This is a genomic window from Candidatus Thioglobus sp. (genome assembly GCF_029243085.1).
Taxonomy (GTDB): Bacteria; Pseudomonadota; Gammaproteobacteria; order PS1; family Pseudothioglobaceae; genus Thioglobus_A.
Map to the genome: position 1 here is coordinate 1 of NZ_JAQWSS010000013.1, position 12823 is coordinate 12823.

Annotated in this window: 15 protein-coding genes, 1 tRNA gene and 1 riboswitch; of the genes, 5 read left to right on the top strand and 11 right to left on the bottom strand. The window is 37.0% G+C overall.

Annotation, left to right across the window (positions count from 1 at the left end):
* The 5 genes from P8M52_RS00910 to P8M52_RS00930 form a co-directional block, all read right to left on the bottom strand.
* Nucleotides 1-300: hypothetical protein (locus tag P8M52_RS00910; RefSeq protein ID WP_300305983.1), on the bottom strand; the 300-nt coding region annotated here is incomplete at its 3' end.
* 110 nt (nt 301-410) lie between these two features.
* Nucleotides 411-734: a multidrug efflux SMR transporter gene (locus P8M52_RS00915; protein ID WP_300305986.1), complete on the bottom strand. Its 324-nt coding sequence runs from the start codon at nt 732-734 to the stop codon at nt 411-413.
* Nucleotides 735-773: 39 nt separating this feature from the next.
* Nucleotides 774-850 (bottom strand) — tRNA-Arg (locus tag P8M52_RS00920).
* 33 nt (nt 851-883) lie between these two features.
* Nucleotides 884-1198: a metalloregulator ArsR/SmtB family transcription factor gene (locus tag P8M52_RS00925; protein ID WP_300305989.1), complete on the bottom strand. Its 315-nt coding sequence runs from the start codon at nt 1196-1198 to the stop codon at nt 884-886.
* A gap of 32 nt (nt 1199-1230) precedes the next feature.
* The gene (locus P8M52_RS00930) at nt 1231-1971 is read right to left on the bottom strand and encodes an ABC transporter substrate-binding protein (protein WP_300305992.1); all 741 of its coding nucleotides are present in this window, start codon (nt 1969-1971) and stop codon (nt 1231-1233) included.
* Between the two features lie 38 nt (nt 1972-2009).
* Between P8M52_RS00930 and P8M52_RS00935 the strand changes: the two genes are divergently transcribed.
* Genes P8M52_RS00935 through P8M52_RS00945 form a run of 3 tightly spaced genes read left to right on the top strand, consistent with a single transcriptional unit; the run spans nt 2010 to nt 4972 of the window.
* A complete protein-coding gene (locus P8M52_RS00935) occupies nt 2010-3338 on the top strand; it encodes a S41 family peptidase (RefSeq protein WP_300305995.1) in 1329 nt (442 codons plus the stop codon).
* Between the two features lie 3 nt (nt 3339-3341).
* Nucleotides 3342-4112, top strand: a complete 771-nt coding sequence (locus tag P8M52_RS00940; protein WP_300305998.1) for an AAA family ATPase — start codon at nt 3342-3344, stop codon at nt 4110-4112.
* Nucleotides 4113-4117: 5 nt separating this feature from the next.
* Nucleotides 4118-4972: a ParB/RepB/Spo0J family partition protein gene (locus tag P8M52_RS00945; RefSeq protein ID WP_300306001.1), complete on the top strand. Its 855-nt coding sequence runs from the start codon at nt 4118-4120 to the stop codon at nt 4970-4972.
* Nucleotides 4973-5021: 49 nt separating this feature from the next.
* On the opposite strand, the gene lepB is transcribed toward P8M52_RS00945, so the two are convergent.
* Complete coding sequence (lepB, locus tag P8M52_RS00950) at nt 5022-5906, bottom strand: signal peptidase I (protein WP_300306004.1); 885 nt, start codon at nt 5904-5906, stop codon at nt 5022-5024.
* Nucleotides 5907-5996: 90 nt separating this feature from the next.
* On the opposite strand from lepB, the gene P8M52_RS00955 reads away from it, so the two are divergent.
* Nucleotides 5997-6323 (top strand): TusE/DsrC/DsvC family sulfur relay protein, encoded by a 327-nt coding sequence (locus tag P8M52_RS00955; protein ID WP_300306007.1) that lies wholly within the window; start codon nt 5997-5999, stop codon nt 6321-6323.
* A 75-nt stretch (nt 6324-6398) separates the two neighbouring features.
* Here the strand turns inward: P8M52_RS00955 and aroA are convergent, their stop codons facing one another.
* From aroA to serC, 5 genes are read right to left on the bottom strand one after another with little or no spacing between them, the layout of a single operon-like run.
* On the bottom strand, nt 6399-7700 hold the full coding sequence (gene aroA / locus P8M52_RS00960) for a 3-phosphoshikimate 1-carboxyvinyltransferase (protein ID WP_300306010.1): 1302 nt from the start codon (nt 7698-7700) through the stop codon (nt 6399-6401).
* Between the two features lie 5 nt (nt 7701-7705).
* Nucleotides 7706-8560 (bottom strand): prephenate dehydrogenase/arogenate dehydrogenase family protein, encoded by an 855-nt coding sequence (locus P8M52_RS00965; protein ID WP_300306013.1) that lies wholly within the window; start codon nt 8558-8560, stop codon nt 7706-7708.
* Nucleotides 8557-9621, bottom strand: a complete 1065-nt coding sequence (hisC, locus tag P8M52_RS00970) for a histidinol-phosphate transaminase (protein ID WP_300306016.1) — start codon at nt 9619-9621, stop codon at nt 8557-8559. Before hisC ends, P8M52_RS00965 begins: the two co-directional genes overlap by 4 nt.
* The gene (gene pheA, locus P8M52_RS00975; protein ID WP_300306019.1) at nt 9618-10697 is read right to left on the bottom strand and encodes a prephenate dehydratase; all 1080 of its coding nucleotides are present in this window, start codon (nt 10695-10697) and stop codon (nt 9618-9620) included. Before pheA ends, hisC begins: the two co-directional genes overlap by 4 nt.
* Nucleotides 10690-11769, bottom strand: a complete 1080-nt coding sequence (gene serC / locus P8M52_RS00980) for a 3-phosphoserine/phosphohydroxythreonine transaminase (RefSeq protein ID WP_300306022.1) — start codon at nt 11767-11769, stop codon at nt 10690-10692. Before serC ends, pheA begins: the two co-directional genes overlap by 8 nt.
* Nucleotides 11770-11902: 133 nt before the next feature.
* Nucleotides 11903-12021: riboswitch (adenosylcobalamin-variant (AdoCbl-variant) riboswitch) on the top strand.
* A 47-nt stretch (nt 12022-12068) separates the two neighbouring features.
* Between serC and P8M52_RS00985 the strand changes: the two genes are divergently transcribed.
* The coding region (locus tag P8M52_RS00985) for a TonB-dependent receptor plug domain-containing protein (protein ID WP_300306025.1) at nt 12069-12823 on the top strand (755 nt) is incomplete at its 3' end.

The following is a 12823-nucleotide window of genomic DNA, read 5'->3' on the forward strand; positions in this document are numbered from 1 at the left end:
TGAAACTTTTCCATTAGTCACCTCACCCACCCCTTTGACAGTTCCAGATGCATAATAAAGCGTAATTTTTGATTGCCTACTATTCACATATTCCAAAAGAATTTTAACTCTTCCAGTTTTGTCGTAATCGGTTGTTGTAACACGCTTACCATCTTTGTATTCTCTAACTTGCTCAATCTCTCCCGTTGGGTAGTATGTAGTAAAGCTTTCAGCTAAGGTCTGATAGGAGGTGCCTAATACCATCACCCCTATTAAAATAGAAATTTTTACATTCTTAACCATTGGTATAAACTTGTTCATGATAAAGTCAATTGGGCAGTGTTTAATCAATTAAAAACAATCAGCACTATTGTAACGTGATAAATCAATAATATAAAACTTAACTTTTAAATAATCTAAGTGGTGACTTGTTAATTTGCTTTATAAACATTTACCAAGACTACGCCAATTACTATTAAAAACAATCCTGTAATGGTTTGCCAGTTTAAAGGCTGCTTATAATATATATAGCTTAGAACTGCTATTGAAAATACACCCAAACCTGCCCAAGAAGAATAGACAATTGGCAAAGGGAGTTTTTGAGAAACAATCGCTAAGAAATAAAATGAAACAATGTATGACAACATAAGAATTATTGTTGGCACTGCCTTTGTAAAATTTTGTGATAACGGCAACATCATTGTTCCTATCACCTCAAAAGTAATTGCGAGAACAAGAATTAGATATGCGTTCATTTAATGATTAATAAAAGACCGGGAAAGTCTTATAGGATATGGTGCGCTCGAGGTGATTCGAACACCCGACATTTGGCTTCGGAGGCCAACACTCTATCCAGCTGAGCTACGAGCGCGAAATTGAACTAAAGAGGTGTTAATACTCTTAGTTAAGCGCCATCAGTTGTGCAAAAAACAGCTTGCATGTTTTCAACTAATTTAAGAATCTTTACATCCTTCACCTTACACAAGATCTTATTGCCATCACGTCTTGACTCAACAATATCTTTTGTTCTAAGAATATCGATATGTTGAGAAATATTTGATTGTGAAGATCCTACTTGCTTAACAATCTCTAAAACTGGCAATTCATCATCCTTAAGTGCACATAAGATTTTTAGGCGCAATGGATGAGCCATTGCTTTTAAAGCTTTTGTTGCCTTTTCAATATCTTCTTCTTTTTCTAATAAAGTCATTTCACTCATAATTTTTTTCTTGTTCTATGTTTAATGAAGAATTAAAGTTTGCCTAGCATACCGTATACACCATATCTTCTTAGTTTAATTAACACCATTTTTTGATAATAATTGATCAAGCTGTCATTATTTAAAACAACATCTGCGATTTTCCACTGTTTATCAGCAGCTTTATGGAAGATTAAATCTAAAAACATGCCATACGAATAGTAACCATTCACTTTAAGTTTTAATGCGATAGCACCACCTATAATAGGTCTAGCAGATATAAATTGAAATGAAGTTGAGCGAGTTTGGCTTAATTTTGACAAAAGAGAACTTACAATACTGTGTTTAATTTTATTGGTAAAAAAGGCCTTTTCTTCAGCGCCAAGCTGAAGACTACTTACTAACAAGATTTCATTGGCAATATGATCAAAATCGAACAACGGGGCTACTTCGGTTTCTACCAATGTACCAACAAGTTGTGGCGTATAGTTAGCCACTGTTGTTAGTTGATTAAGCTTTACAATAGCTCTCTGAATAGTTTGAACTGGGCCAGCAACCTTTTTTTGCTTAACTATATTTGCAACCTCTTCAACCTCTTCAACCTTTGCATTTGCATTTGCATTTGAAACAGTATTATTACTTTGAGTATTTACAAGCTCTTCTTGGGCAAAGCTAGTCACTGATAAAGATAATAAAAAAGCTACTAGTATTACATTCAATCTTCTCATTTTTTCTCCATTTAATAAAATCAAAAACAAGTAAAATCTTAAAAGATATCTTTTGTTTTTTTTCATTATTATATTTAAACTTCTTATAAGTAAATCACTATATTATGACTTTCTTTAATTTTTCAAAATTCTCTTTATTTTCAATTGTTTTTACGGTGTTTTTTTTCGCCTCATTACCTACAATCGCCAAAACTACCACTGAAGAACACAGTCTAGAAGATCTGGTAACCAACTTAGCGGTAGTGTTTAGTGATATCAAACAACTATATGTTGACGATGTTAATGACAAAGAATTGTTTGATAATGCCATCAAGGGTATGGTTAGCGGATTAGATCCTCATTCAGTTTATTTAGAACCTAAAGAACAAGAAGATCTAATGGAGAGCGCTTCAGGTAAGTTTGGTGGGCTTGGTATTGTTATTAGTAAAAAAGATGATGGTATTCAGGTAATCTCTCCTATAGACGACACCCCTGCTTATAAAGCTGGCATTCAAGCGGGCGATCTAATTGTTAAAATTGGCAATAAGCCAGTACCCGGAATGAGTCTTGAAGATGGTGTTGACTTAATGCGTGGTGAGCCTGGCACCAAAGTTGAAATTACAATTTCTCGAAAAAATCAAAAACCTTTTAAAGTGGAAATTACCCGTGAGATAATCACCATTGTTACTGTTAAAGGCTATTTATTAGAGGAGAACATTGGGTATGTGCGCATCTCTAGTTTTCAAGGCCCAACTGCTGGCCTGGTAAAAGAAACCATTTCCAAATTAGTTAAAGAAAACAAAGGTTATTTAGAATCTTTAGTGTTAGATTTACGCAACAATCCTGGTGGTGTGTTAAGTGGTGCTGTAGATGTTTCCAACTTATTTATTGATAAAGCTGGTTTGGTGGTTTATACCAAAGGCAGAATTCCAAGTTCGAATCTAAAATTTAAAACTGAACGTGGCGATGTTCTGCTAGATTCACCAATGGTTGTTTTAATTAATGAAGGCTCTGCCTCTGCATCCGAGATTGTAGCAGGTGCCCTTCAAGATCATAAAAGAGCTGTTGTTATGGGTAGCACCTCTTTTGGCAAGGGCTCTGTACAAACCATTGTTGAAATGAATAAAGGTTATGGTTTAAAAGTAACCACTGCTCGGTATTACACACCTAATGGTCGGTCGATCCAAGCAAAGGGGATTGTGCCTGATATTGAACTTAAAAACATCAGTCTTGAGAATGAAGAAGAAGAATCAGTTATCAACATCAAGGAAAATGATTTAAGTGGGCATTTAGAGCAAGAGAACCCAAGCACCATGTCTGAATCTGAAATTATTGAAGCTCAAGAAAAAAACCAAGCGTCATTAGACAAAAAGGCTATTGAAAAACTCAAAAAAGATTATTTTGTACATGAGGCAACTAATCTACTCAAAGCCTTAACGGTTTTAGGTAAATAATTGATGGCAATTACGCTAGCAATAGCAAATCAAAAAGGCGGCGTGGGAAAAACCACTACTGCTGTTAATTTGAGCGCTGCATTAAAAGCAATTAAAAAACGCGTACTAATGATTGACATCGATCCTCAAGGTAACGCCACTATGGGTTGTGGGGTAGATAAACACATGTTGGAGAATTCAATCTGTGAGCTATTATTGGATGAATGCAGTATCAATAAAGCTATTACTCATGTCGATGAATCAGGGATTGATGTCTTAGGGGCAAATACAGATTTAATTGCTGCCGAAGTGGCTTTACTACGTGGCCAAAATTCTGAATTCAAATTAAAAAATGCCATCCGTTCCATTGCCAGTCAATACGACTATGTTATTATTGACTGTCCGCCTTCTCTGAATATGCTGACTATTAACGCTTTTACTGCTGCAAATGGCATTATTATTCCAATGCAGTGTGAATATTATGCGTTGGAAGGTCTGAGTGCACTCATGCAAACCATTGAAAAGATTAAAACAACCACTAATCCTGAACTTGAGATTACTGGCTTGGTTAGAACCATGTACGATACACGTAACAATCTTTCAAATGAAGTCTCTATACAATTACAACAATATTTCTCACACAAAGTGTTTAAAACTATTGTGCCTAGAAATGTAAAATTAGCAGAAGCACCCAGTTTTGGACAAGATGCTATCAGCTATGCAAGATCATCAAAAGGCGCAATTTCCTATATCTCTTTAGCCAGTGAAGTGCTGAGAAAAACATCAATTAATTAATTATTATGGCAAAAACATCAAAACTTGGTCGTGGACTAGATATTTTATTAGGACAAGTCGGGACAAACAGCGACAGCGCCACTAGCAACACTGAAAATAGCATGACAATGTTAAGTGTAAATGCGCTACAACGCGGTAAATTTCAACCAAGAGATGATATAGATCCAGATACAATCAAAGAGTTAGCAGACTCTATCAAATCTCAAGGTGTTATTCAGCCGCTGGTAGTTCGTAAAGTAACGTACGATAAATATGAAATTATCGCAGGTGAGCGTCGTTGGCATGCTTCACAACTTGCAGGACTTGATGAAGTGCCTGTTATCATTCGTGAGATTGATGACCAAGTTGCGCTTGCCATTGGACTGATTGAAAATATTCAACGCGAATCATTAACACCACTTGAAGAAGCAAAGGCCTTGCTAAAATTAATAGAAGATTTTAAGATGACTCATGAGGAAATCTCTAGTGTTGTTGGTCGTTCTCGTTCAAGTGTCAGCAATCTTATTCGACTATTACAACTTGGAGAAGGTGCAAAAGAGCTATTAAACAACGGCAAAATTGAAATGGGACACGCTCGTGCACTTCTACCCTTGGATGACGACAATCAACTATTAGTTGCAAATCAAGTGGTTGCAAAATTGTTGTCAGTACGTCAAACAGAAGAACTGGTTAAGCGCGTATTAAATCCTAAGCCAAAAATCACAACTTCTATTGAGCCACATATTTCAGAACTAATGAATTCTCTAACAGAGCGATTAGAAACCAAAACTGAAATCAAAGTAACTGGCGATAAGGGTAAGATTATTATTCATTACAAGTCTACAGAAGAGCTTGATAATATCTTAAAGCACATTAACTAAATTATTAATGTAATCGTCTCTATTAAACGATTACAAAGTGTTTAATTGGCTAGTTAAAGCCGCCAATGCGATCTAGCTTTAATGAATCATCATAGTGCATCCAAATACCAAACGCCTTACCGATAATGTATTTTTCCGGAACAAAACCCCAGAAGCGTGAGTCACTACTACGAGCACGATTATCACCCATAACAAAATAATGCCCTTCTGGCACGATTGCTTTCACACCTCTTGAATGTTGATTGGGATCAAGTAGAATATCGTGAGGATTTACATCTAACAGTTCACGTTTATGCTTAAAGCCTGTCATGCCAGAGCCAGATTCGACACCTTGGTAATCAGCATAATCTTCATAGGCAATTTTTGCATCATTAATGTATAGCTGGTCTTCACGGTACACAATCTTATCGCCCGGAACGCCAACAACACGCTTAATGAAATCAGCGCCCTGGTATTTTGCATTTTTTTCATAATTAGGATATCTGAAAACAATAGAATCACCTCTTTCAGGTTTATTAAACTCAATCAATTTTTTGTTAATTACTGGAATTGTCACACCATAATTAAATTTAGAAACTAGAATAAAATCACCAGTTAATAAGGTTGGCATCATTGAGTTAGATGGAATTCTGAAAGGCTCAACAACAAAACCACGCAACATGAAAACCAACAACAATACTGGGAAAAATTCAGCTGACCACTGAACAATTTTTGGGCGATTCAAATACTTCTCGTTTTTATTAAAACGCAAAAACATAACAAAATAAACAAACTTAGTAAATCCCGTTTTATCAGGCGTTGAATGCGCTTTATCACCAGATTTGTTAAACAATAAATGATCAAGGCTAACAATCACAAAAGCAGTGATCAAAAACAAGGCTAAATACGATGAAACATCCCAAGCAAAGAACGGTGATGCGTTTTCAAGTGTCATAATTTAATATCCATTAAAAAAAAAGGTTCAATAAAACTTTGTTATTATATAATAACTTCTTTTTATAGTTTTCACATTGGAGGAAATACAATGGCATTAGCAGATTTAGAAAGAGATGGTCACGGTTATTTAGTTGACTTAAATGAATGGAATGAAGATATCGCTCGTGAACTTGCAGCGGAAGAAGGTATTGAGTTAACTGATGATAGCTTCAAGCTAATTAAATTCCTACGTAACGAGTACATCAATAATAACGCTAACCAGCCTAATGAGCGCAACATGGTTAAAGGCTTAAAGTCTGACTGGGAAGGTAAATTAGATACCAAATCATTATACAAATTATTCCCTAAAGGTCCTGCTAAGCAAGCTGGAAAAGTTTCAGGCCTTCCAGAGACAAGACGTAAAGGTGGTTACTAAGCAAATAAGCTGGTAATTCAATAAAAAAAGGCGCTCATTGAGCGCCTTTTTTTATTGTGCAATTATTTTTTTTATTTACACTTCAGCAACACTCATTCCCGCAGCATTTGCTAACTCTACAAAATTTGGAAATGAGGTCATCACATTGTCCACACCATTGATTTCAATTGGGTAATCACATCGCAACGACGCTACTGTAAATGACATTGAAATACGGTGATCATGATGAGATTCAATGATTCCGGTTGGCTGTTGAAATTCTCCACCCTGAATTTTAATACCATCTTCTAATACTGTATTTTTAATACCTAGAGTGGTTAAGCCATCAGCCATTACTTGGATACGGTCCGACTCTTTAACACGTAACTCTTTTGCACCTGTTAAAACGGTTTCACCCTCAGCACAACTAGCAGCAATGAACACTGCAGGGAATTCATCAATAGCCAATGGTACAAACTCTTCTGGAATATGAATACCGGTTAACTTAGATGATTTAATACGAATATCAGCTAATAACTCACCGCCGATCTCGCGTTCATTTGACAAAGTCAAGTCTGCACCCATTAATTGCAAAATATTAATTACACCTGTTCTAGTTGGATTGATATTAACACCTAGTAAAGTGATATCTGCTTGCGGTGCAATACTTGCAGCAACCATAAAGAATGCTGCTGATGAAATATCACTTGGCACTTGAATTTCAGTTGCTGTTAATTCACCGCCACCAGTTAAACACATTTGATTATCTGTAACACGAACCTTATAACCCAAACCCTTTAACATGCGCTCAGTATGGTCGCGAGTTGGCGCTGGCTCAGTTACACAAGTCTCACCTTGTGCATATAAACCAGCCAACAGCACACAAGATTTCACTTGAGCAGATGCTACTGGAAGATCATAGTTAATGCCTGTTAAATTCTGACCGCCAGTAATTTTTAAAGGCGGCTTGCCATCATTGCTATCGATCACAGCACCCATTTCTGTTAATGGATTAATAACTCTACCCATTGGGCGCTTTGATAATGACACATCGCCAATTAATTCACAATCAAATTCTTGAGCTGCAAGAATGCCTGACATTAATCTTATAGATGTGCCTGAATTGCCTAAATCTAACGGATTTTCGGGTTTTTTTAAGCCATTAATACCAACACCATGAATGGTAACGCAATCACCTTCACGTTCAATTTCAACACCCATGGCTTGAAATGCTTTTAAAGTAGACAAGGCATCTTCACCTTCTAAAAATCCCGTAACCTTGGTGACTCCTTGACTCAACGAACCTAGCATGATTGAACGATGAGAAATGGACTTATCTCCAGGTACTTTTAGATTGCCTGACAATTTTTTGGCAGGACTTGCAATAAACTTACTCATAATATTTAGTCTTTTAACCAGGCGTCTCTTGCAGATTTTGCATCGATAAATAAATGCTCTAACGCTTCTGACTGGTTGTTTTTAATTAAATTTGCTATCTTATCTAAACTTTGTTGATAGCCCTCTATGTGTTTTACAATTTGCTCTGGATTATTAATACATATATCACGCCACATAACTGCATCACTTGAAGCAATACGTGAGAAATCTTTAAATCCGCCAGCTGCATAATTACATGCTTGTGGATTGCTAGCTATTAAATAATCCATTAATGAAAATGCAAGCATATGCGGAAGATGTGAAGTCATGGCTAACAGATCATCGTGTTTGTCTGTATTCATAAGCTCCACTTTTGCGCCCACACTTGCCCATAAACTACTAACGGTATCAACAGACACGGTGTTGGCATTCTTTTCAGGGGTGATAATTACGCGTTTATTGGCAAACAAAGTGGCATCCGCAGCCTCAACACCGCTTTGCTCTTTGCCAGCAATCGGATGTGCGGCAATAAAGTTCTCTGGCATATGGCCAAATACCTGCTTGGCAATTGTAACCACACTACCCTTAGTACTACCTACATCAGTAATAATCATCTGCTCAGTAATATGTGGCTTAATCATTTCTAGCACGGTTTCAAAACTATTAACTGGTGTTGCAATTAATACCAAATCAACCTGTTTTAATGCTTGAGAAATATCCAAAGAGTACTCATCGATCACATTTAGCTCTTGCGCCTTGATCAAGCTTGATTCATTTCTACCAAAACCAACAATAGTTTTGACTTGATTGGATTTTTTTAGGCCTGCTGCAAAAGATCCACCAATTAGACCAACGCCAATAATACAAATCCTGTCCATCATAATACTGCTTTTAAAGCTTCAAGAAAATCCGAGATTTCTCTAGAGGTGCCAATAGATACTCTTAGGTAGTTTTTCATTTCCACAGGGCGAACAATAAACCCAAGTTCCAACAACTGCTGGTAAGATTTTGGTGCATCATCAACCTTAACAGCAATAAAATTAGCAGCAGAAGGAATATAACTTAAACCTAATCTATCAAAGCCATCTGCCAGTTGTTTTAAGCCATTTTTATTAGCGATGACCGAACGCACCAAATGAGATTGATCTTGCAATGAAGTGACGGCAGCTACTTGAGCAATATGATTAACATTGAATGGCTGACGAATACGATTAATATAATCAGCAGTTTTGTTGTTTGAAATTGAATAGCCAACCCTTAATCCAGCTAAACCATAAGCCTTGGAAAAAGTACGAGTAATAATTAAATTATCAAACTCTTTTAACCAACCAATTGCTAAATCGTCACAATCAAGGTATTCAAAATATGCCTGATCTAAAACCACTGTAATTGAATTTGGCACCCGTGACAAAAATGCGTGCACAGCATCATCATCTAACAAGGTTCCCGTTGGATTATTAGGGTTGGCAATAAAGATCAACTTGGTGTTATCTGTAATAGCCAATAACATAGCCTCTAAATCATGACCAAAATCCTTAGATTTAGTTACCACCGCTGTAGCACCAAGTGCTTGAGTTACTAATGGATAAACAACAAATGCATATTCTGAAAATATCACCTCATTGTCACTATTACAAATATAGGCTCTGGCAATTAATTCTAAAATATCATTTGAGCCATTGCCTAGGGTAATAGAATCTGTTGAAACATCAAGATGTTTGCTAATCGCTTGTTTAAGTTCAAAACCATTACCATCAGGATAACGATCAACCTCGTTAACCGCGATCTGCATCGCTTCCAATGTTTTCTGACCAAGACCTAACGGGTTTTCATTACTAGCTAATTTAACGACACGATTAAGACCAAGTTCGCGCTGCAATTCACTAATAGGCTTACCACCCTGATACGGTGTCAGGGATTTTATACTGTCACAAATACTCATAATACCGCCACTGGATACGAACCCAGAACACTAACCTTTTGAACACGATTAGCCACTTCTGCTAAAGCCTCTTTAACTTTTTCATCATTTTGATGGCCTTCGATGTCAATTAAGAATAGATACTCCCACTTAACACCAGGAATAGGATGGCGAGCGAGTTGCACCATATTAATATCTTGATCCTTAAACGGCTCGAGTAATTCATACAGTGCGCCAGATTTATGTTTGGTAACTACTAGAATGGAAGTCTTATCTTCACCAGATGACTCAACAGATTCTTTACTTAAAATTAAAAATCTTGTAGTATTGCCTGTTCTATCTTCAATATTTTTTGCTATTCTCTCAAGTCCGTACAGACTAAGTGCGGCCTCTGAAGCAATTGCTGCTGCACCTACTTCATCTTTAACAATGCGAGCTGCCAAAGCATTGGAAGCCACTGCTTTTAATTCTGCATTTGGATAATGATTTGCCAGCCAACGTTGACATTGATCAAGTGCTTGCTGGTGTGCATAAATAGTTTTAATCTCTTGCGCTTGATCGACACTCATTAATTGGTGCTGAATTGAAATCTCAACCTCGCCACAAATCTTTAGATCTTGTGAATACAGCATATCAACTGTACCGCCAACAACGCCATTAGAAGAGTTCTCAATCGGCACTACGCCATAATGAGCATTGCCTTTCTCAACTTGGTGAAAGATTTCATCAATATTTGCACAATCTAATGTAGAAACTGCATGGCCAAAATGCTTAAGAGCCGCTTCCTGGGTAAATGTTCCCTCAGGGCCTAAATAGGCAATATTTAGCGGTTGCTCTAAAGCAAGACAGGCCGACATAATTTCTCGAAAAATATGCGCCATATCTTTATCTTTTAATTGGCTTTCGTTGCGATCAATGATTGAGCGCAATACTTGTGCTTCACGCTCAGGTCTATAGAAGACGCTATTAACATCGTCTGCCTTTTTAACTTCCGCCACCTCTCCAGCTAAGTCAGCACGCTTACCAATTAATGCTTGGACCTCTTTGTCCAGTGCATCAATTTCAACTCGTAATTCTGCTAGTGTTTTTTTACCCATGTTGCTTCTCAAAATCAGCCATAAATTCAATTAATGCATCCACACCACTCTCAGGCATTGCATTGTATATACTGGCGCGCATACCGCCCACAGACTTATGCCCTTTTAGCGCCAATAAGTTAGCATTATAAGACTTTTCTAGGAATAACTTATCTAGTTTACTGTCTGCTAAAACAAATGGCACATTCATCCATGACCGATACTGTGGATTAACAGGATTTGAGTAAAAGTCAGAACTGTCAATTGCTTGGTAAAGTTTATTAGCTTTACGTTCGTTAACAATAGCCATCTCAGCAATACCACCCTGATCTTTTAACCATTCAAATACGCGGCCTGCTGCATACCAAGGAAAGGTTGATGGTGTATTAAACATTGATTCATTATTAGCTTGCGTTGCATAGTCAAACAGTATTGGCTGCTTTGGCACTACATCACCAATTAAGTCTTCACGAACAATTACAATGGCGATACCTGCAGGACCAATATTTTTCTGGGCACCTGCATAAATCACACCAAATTTTGACACGTCAATTTCACGTGACAAAATGGTTGATGACATATCAGCTACAATTGGCATATCAACATCAGGAATAAAATCAAACTCTAGACCGGCAATTGTTTCATTCGGTGTGTAGTGAAGATATGCTGCAGATTCATCAATCTGCCAGTTTGAAAAATCTTCAATATCAGTGAAACTATTTGTTGTACTATCTGTACAAATATTAACATTACAATACCGCTGCGCCTCTGCGATAGCCTTAACTGACCAATGGCCCGTATTGGCATAATTTGCACTAGATTTACCACGCAATAAATTGATTGGCACCATAGAGAATTGAGCAGATGCGCCACCCTGTAGAAATAAGACTTTGTAATTACTGGGAATATTCATGAGATCACGTAAATCTTGTTCAGCTTTATGTGCCACTTCCATAAAATCAACACCACGGTGTGAAACCTCCATGACTGACGCCTTCGCATTGCCATACTCAATCATCTCGGCTTGAATTTGACGCAATACTTGCTTTGGCAACATAGCAGGGCCCGCACTAAAATTATAGATTTCGCTCATTAGTAATATTCCTGAAAAAATTTCAATTTATTTTACGTTAATATCGTTCAAATTTTTGCTTGAAACACACCTATACATACAACAAATAAAGGTTGTTAGACTTGTATTCAAAATACACTTTATAATATGCTTAAAGTTCAAATCACTGGAAGTTAGTTAAATTCTAACACTGCCCTCGCAACGGTAAAGTCCGATACATATTTAAACAACAAATTAACAACTACGATGGGTGGTGAGTTAGATTAATACATATCTGTGTAATATCTACTCTCGCTCGTTAATAATTTAACGGAGCAATTATGAATATTAAACAACTTTCTTTAGCCGCTGCAGTTTCAGCGCTAACTTTCGCCACAGCATCTAATGCAGTCTTAGGCCCTATTCCTATTTATTTAAATACTGAATATAGAACAGACGCTCCAGTCATTGGCTCTATAGCATCAACACTAAGTTTTGACTCTGGCGATATTAAAGCCACAGGTGCTAGTACTTTTTTAGACTTTTTAGCAACCGTGCCAAGCGTCGGCTTGGTTGATGCAACTGGAAATATCCCTGCATTGTTTATGCGCGGTAACGAAGCAAGACACACATTAGTTTTAGTTGATGGTGTTAGTGTCAATGATATCTCTAGCACTGATGGTGCTGTAGGAACAGGGCTGCTAAGTGTTGCATTAAACGATATTGAAAAAGTGGAAATTATTAAAAACTCAGGTTCTGTGCTATACGGCTCAGCTTCATCTGGAGGTGTTATTTCTATCACCACTAAGAAAGGCGCAAATGGAGCGCATGGTGTAGTAAGCACTAAATATGGTACACACAGCTCTAAAACTTACAATTTATTAGTATCTGGTGGTGGTAAAGATGGTTTTATTCGCTTTTCTCACAGTAATTACAAAACCGACGGAATTAACGCCAGAACTGACGACACTTCAGCTGACAAAGATGGCATTAAAGACCAATCAACACAAGTGAAGATAGGTAACAAGAACTTTACTATTAATTACTTGAAAGGTAGAAACAAAACAGAATATGACAATACTTATACTTCTGACGG

Coding starts and splice junctions, on each gene's coding strand:
- P8M52_RS00955 (WP_300306007.1), top strand. CDS start 5,997: ATGGCATTAGCAGATTTAGAAAGAGATGGTCACGGTTATTTAGTTGAC.
- lepB (WP_300306004.1), bottom strand. CDS start 5,906: ATGACACTTGAAAACGCATCACCGTTCTTTGCTTGGGATGTTTCATCG.
- P8M52_RS00940 (WP_300305998.1), top strand. CDS start 3,342: ATGGCAATTACGCTAGCAATAGCAAATCAAAAAGGCGGCGTGGGAAAA.
- P8M52_RS00965 (WP_300306013.1), bottom strand. CDS start 8,560: ATGATGGACAGGATTTGTATTATTGGCGTTGGTCTAATTGGTGGATCT.
- hisC (WP_300306016.1), bottom strand. CDS start 9,621: ATGAGTATTTGTGACAGTATAAAATCCCTGACACCGTATCAGGGTGGT.
- P8M52_RS00945 (WP_300306001.1), top strand. CDS start 4,118: ATGGCAAAAACATCAAAACTTGGTCGTGGACTAGATATTTTATTAGGA.
- aroA (WP_300306010.1), bottom strand. CDS start 7,700: ATGAGTAAGTTTATTGCAAGTCCTGCCAAAAAATTGTCAGGCAATCTA.
- pheA (WP_300306019.1), bottom strand. CDS start 10,697: ATGGGTAAAAAAACACTAGCAGAATTACGAGTTGAAATTGATGCACTG.
- P8M52_RS00935 (WP_300305995.1), top strand. CDS start 2,010: ATGACTTTCTTTAATTTTTCAAAATTCTCTTTATTTTCAATTGTTTTT.
- P8M52_RS00930 (WP_300305992.1), bottom strand. CDS start 1,971: ATGAAAAAAAACAAAAGATATCTTTTAAGATTTTACTTGTTTTTGATT.
- serC (WP_300306022.1), bottom strand. CDS start 11,769: ATGAGCGAAATCTATAATTTTAGTGCGGGCCCTGCTATGTTGCCAAAG.
- P8M52_RS00925 (WP_300305989.1), bottom strand. CDS start 1,198: ATGAGTGAAATGACTTTATTAGAAAAAGAAGAAGATATTGAAAAGGCA.
- P8M52_RS00915 (WP_300305986.1), bottom strand. CDS start 734: ATGAACGCATATCTAATTCTTGTTCTCGCAATTACTTTTGAGGTGATA.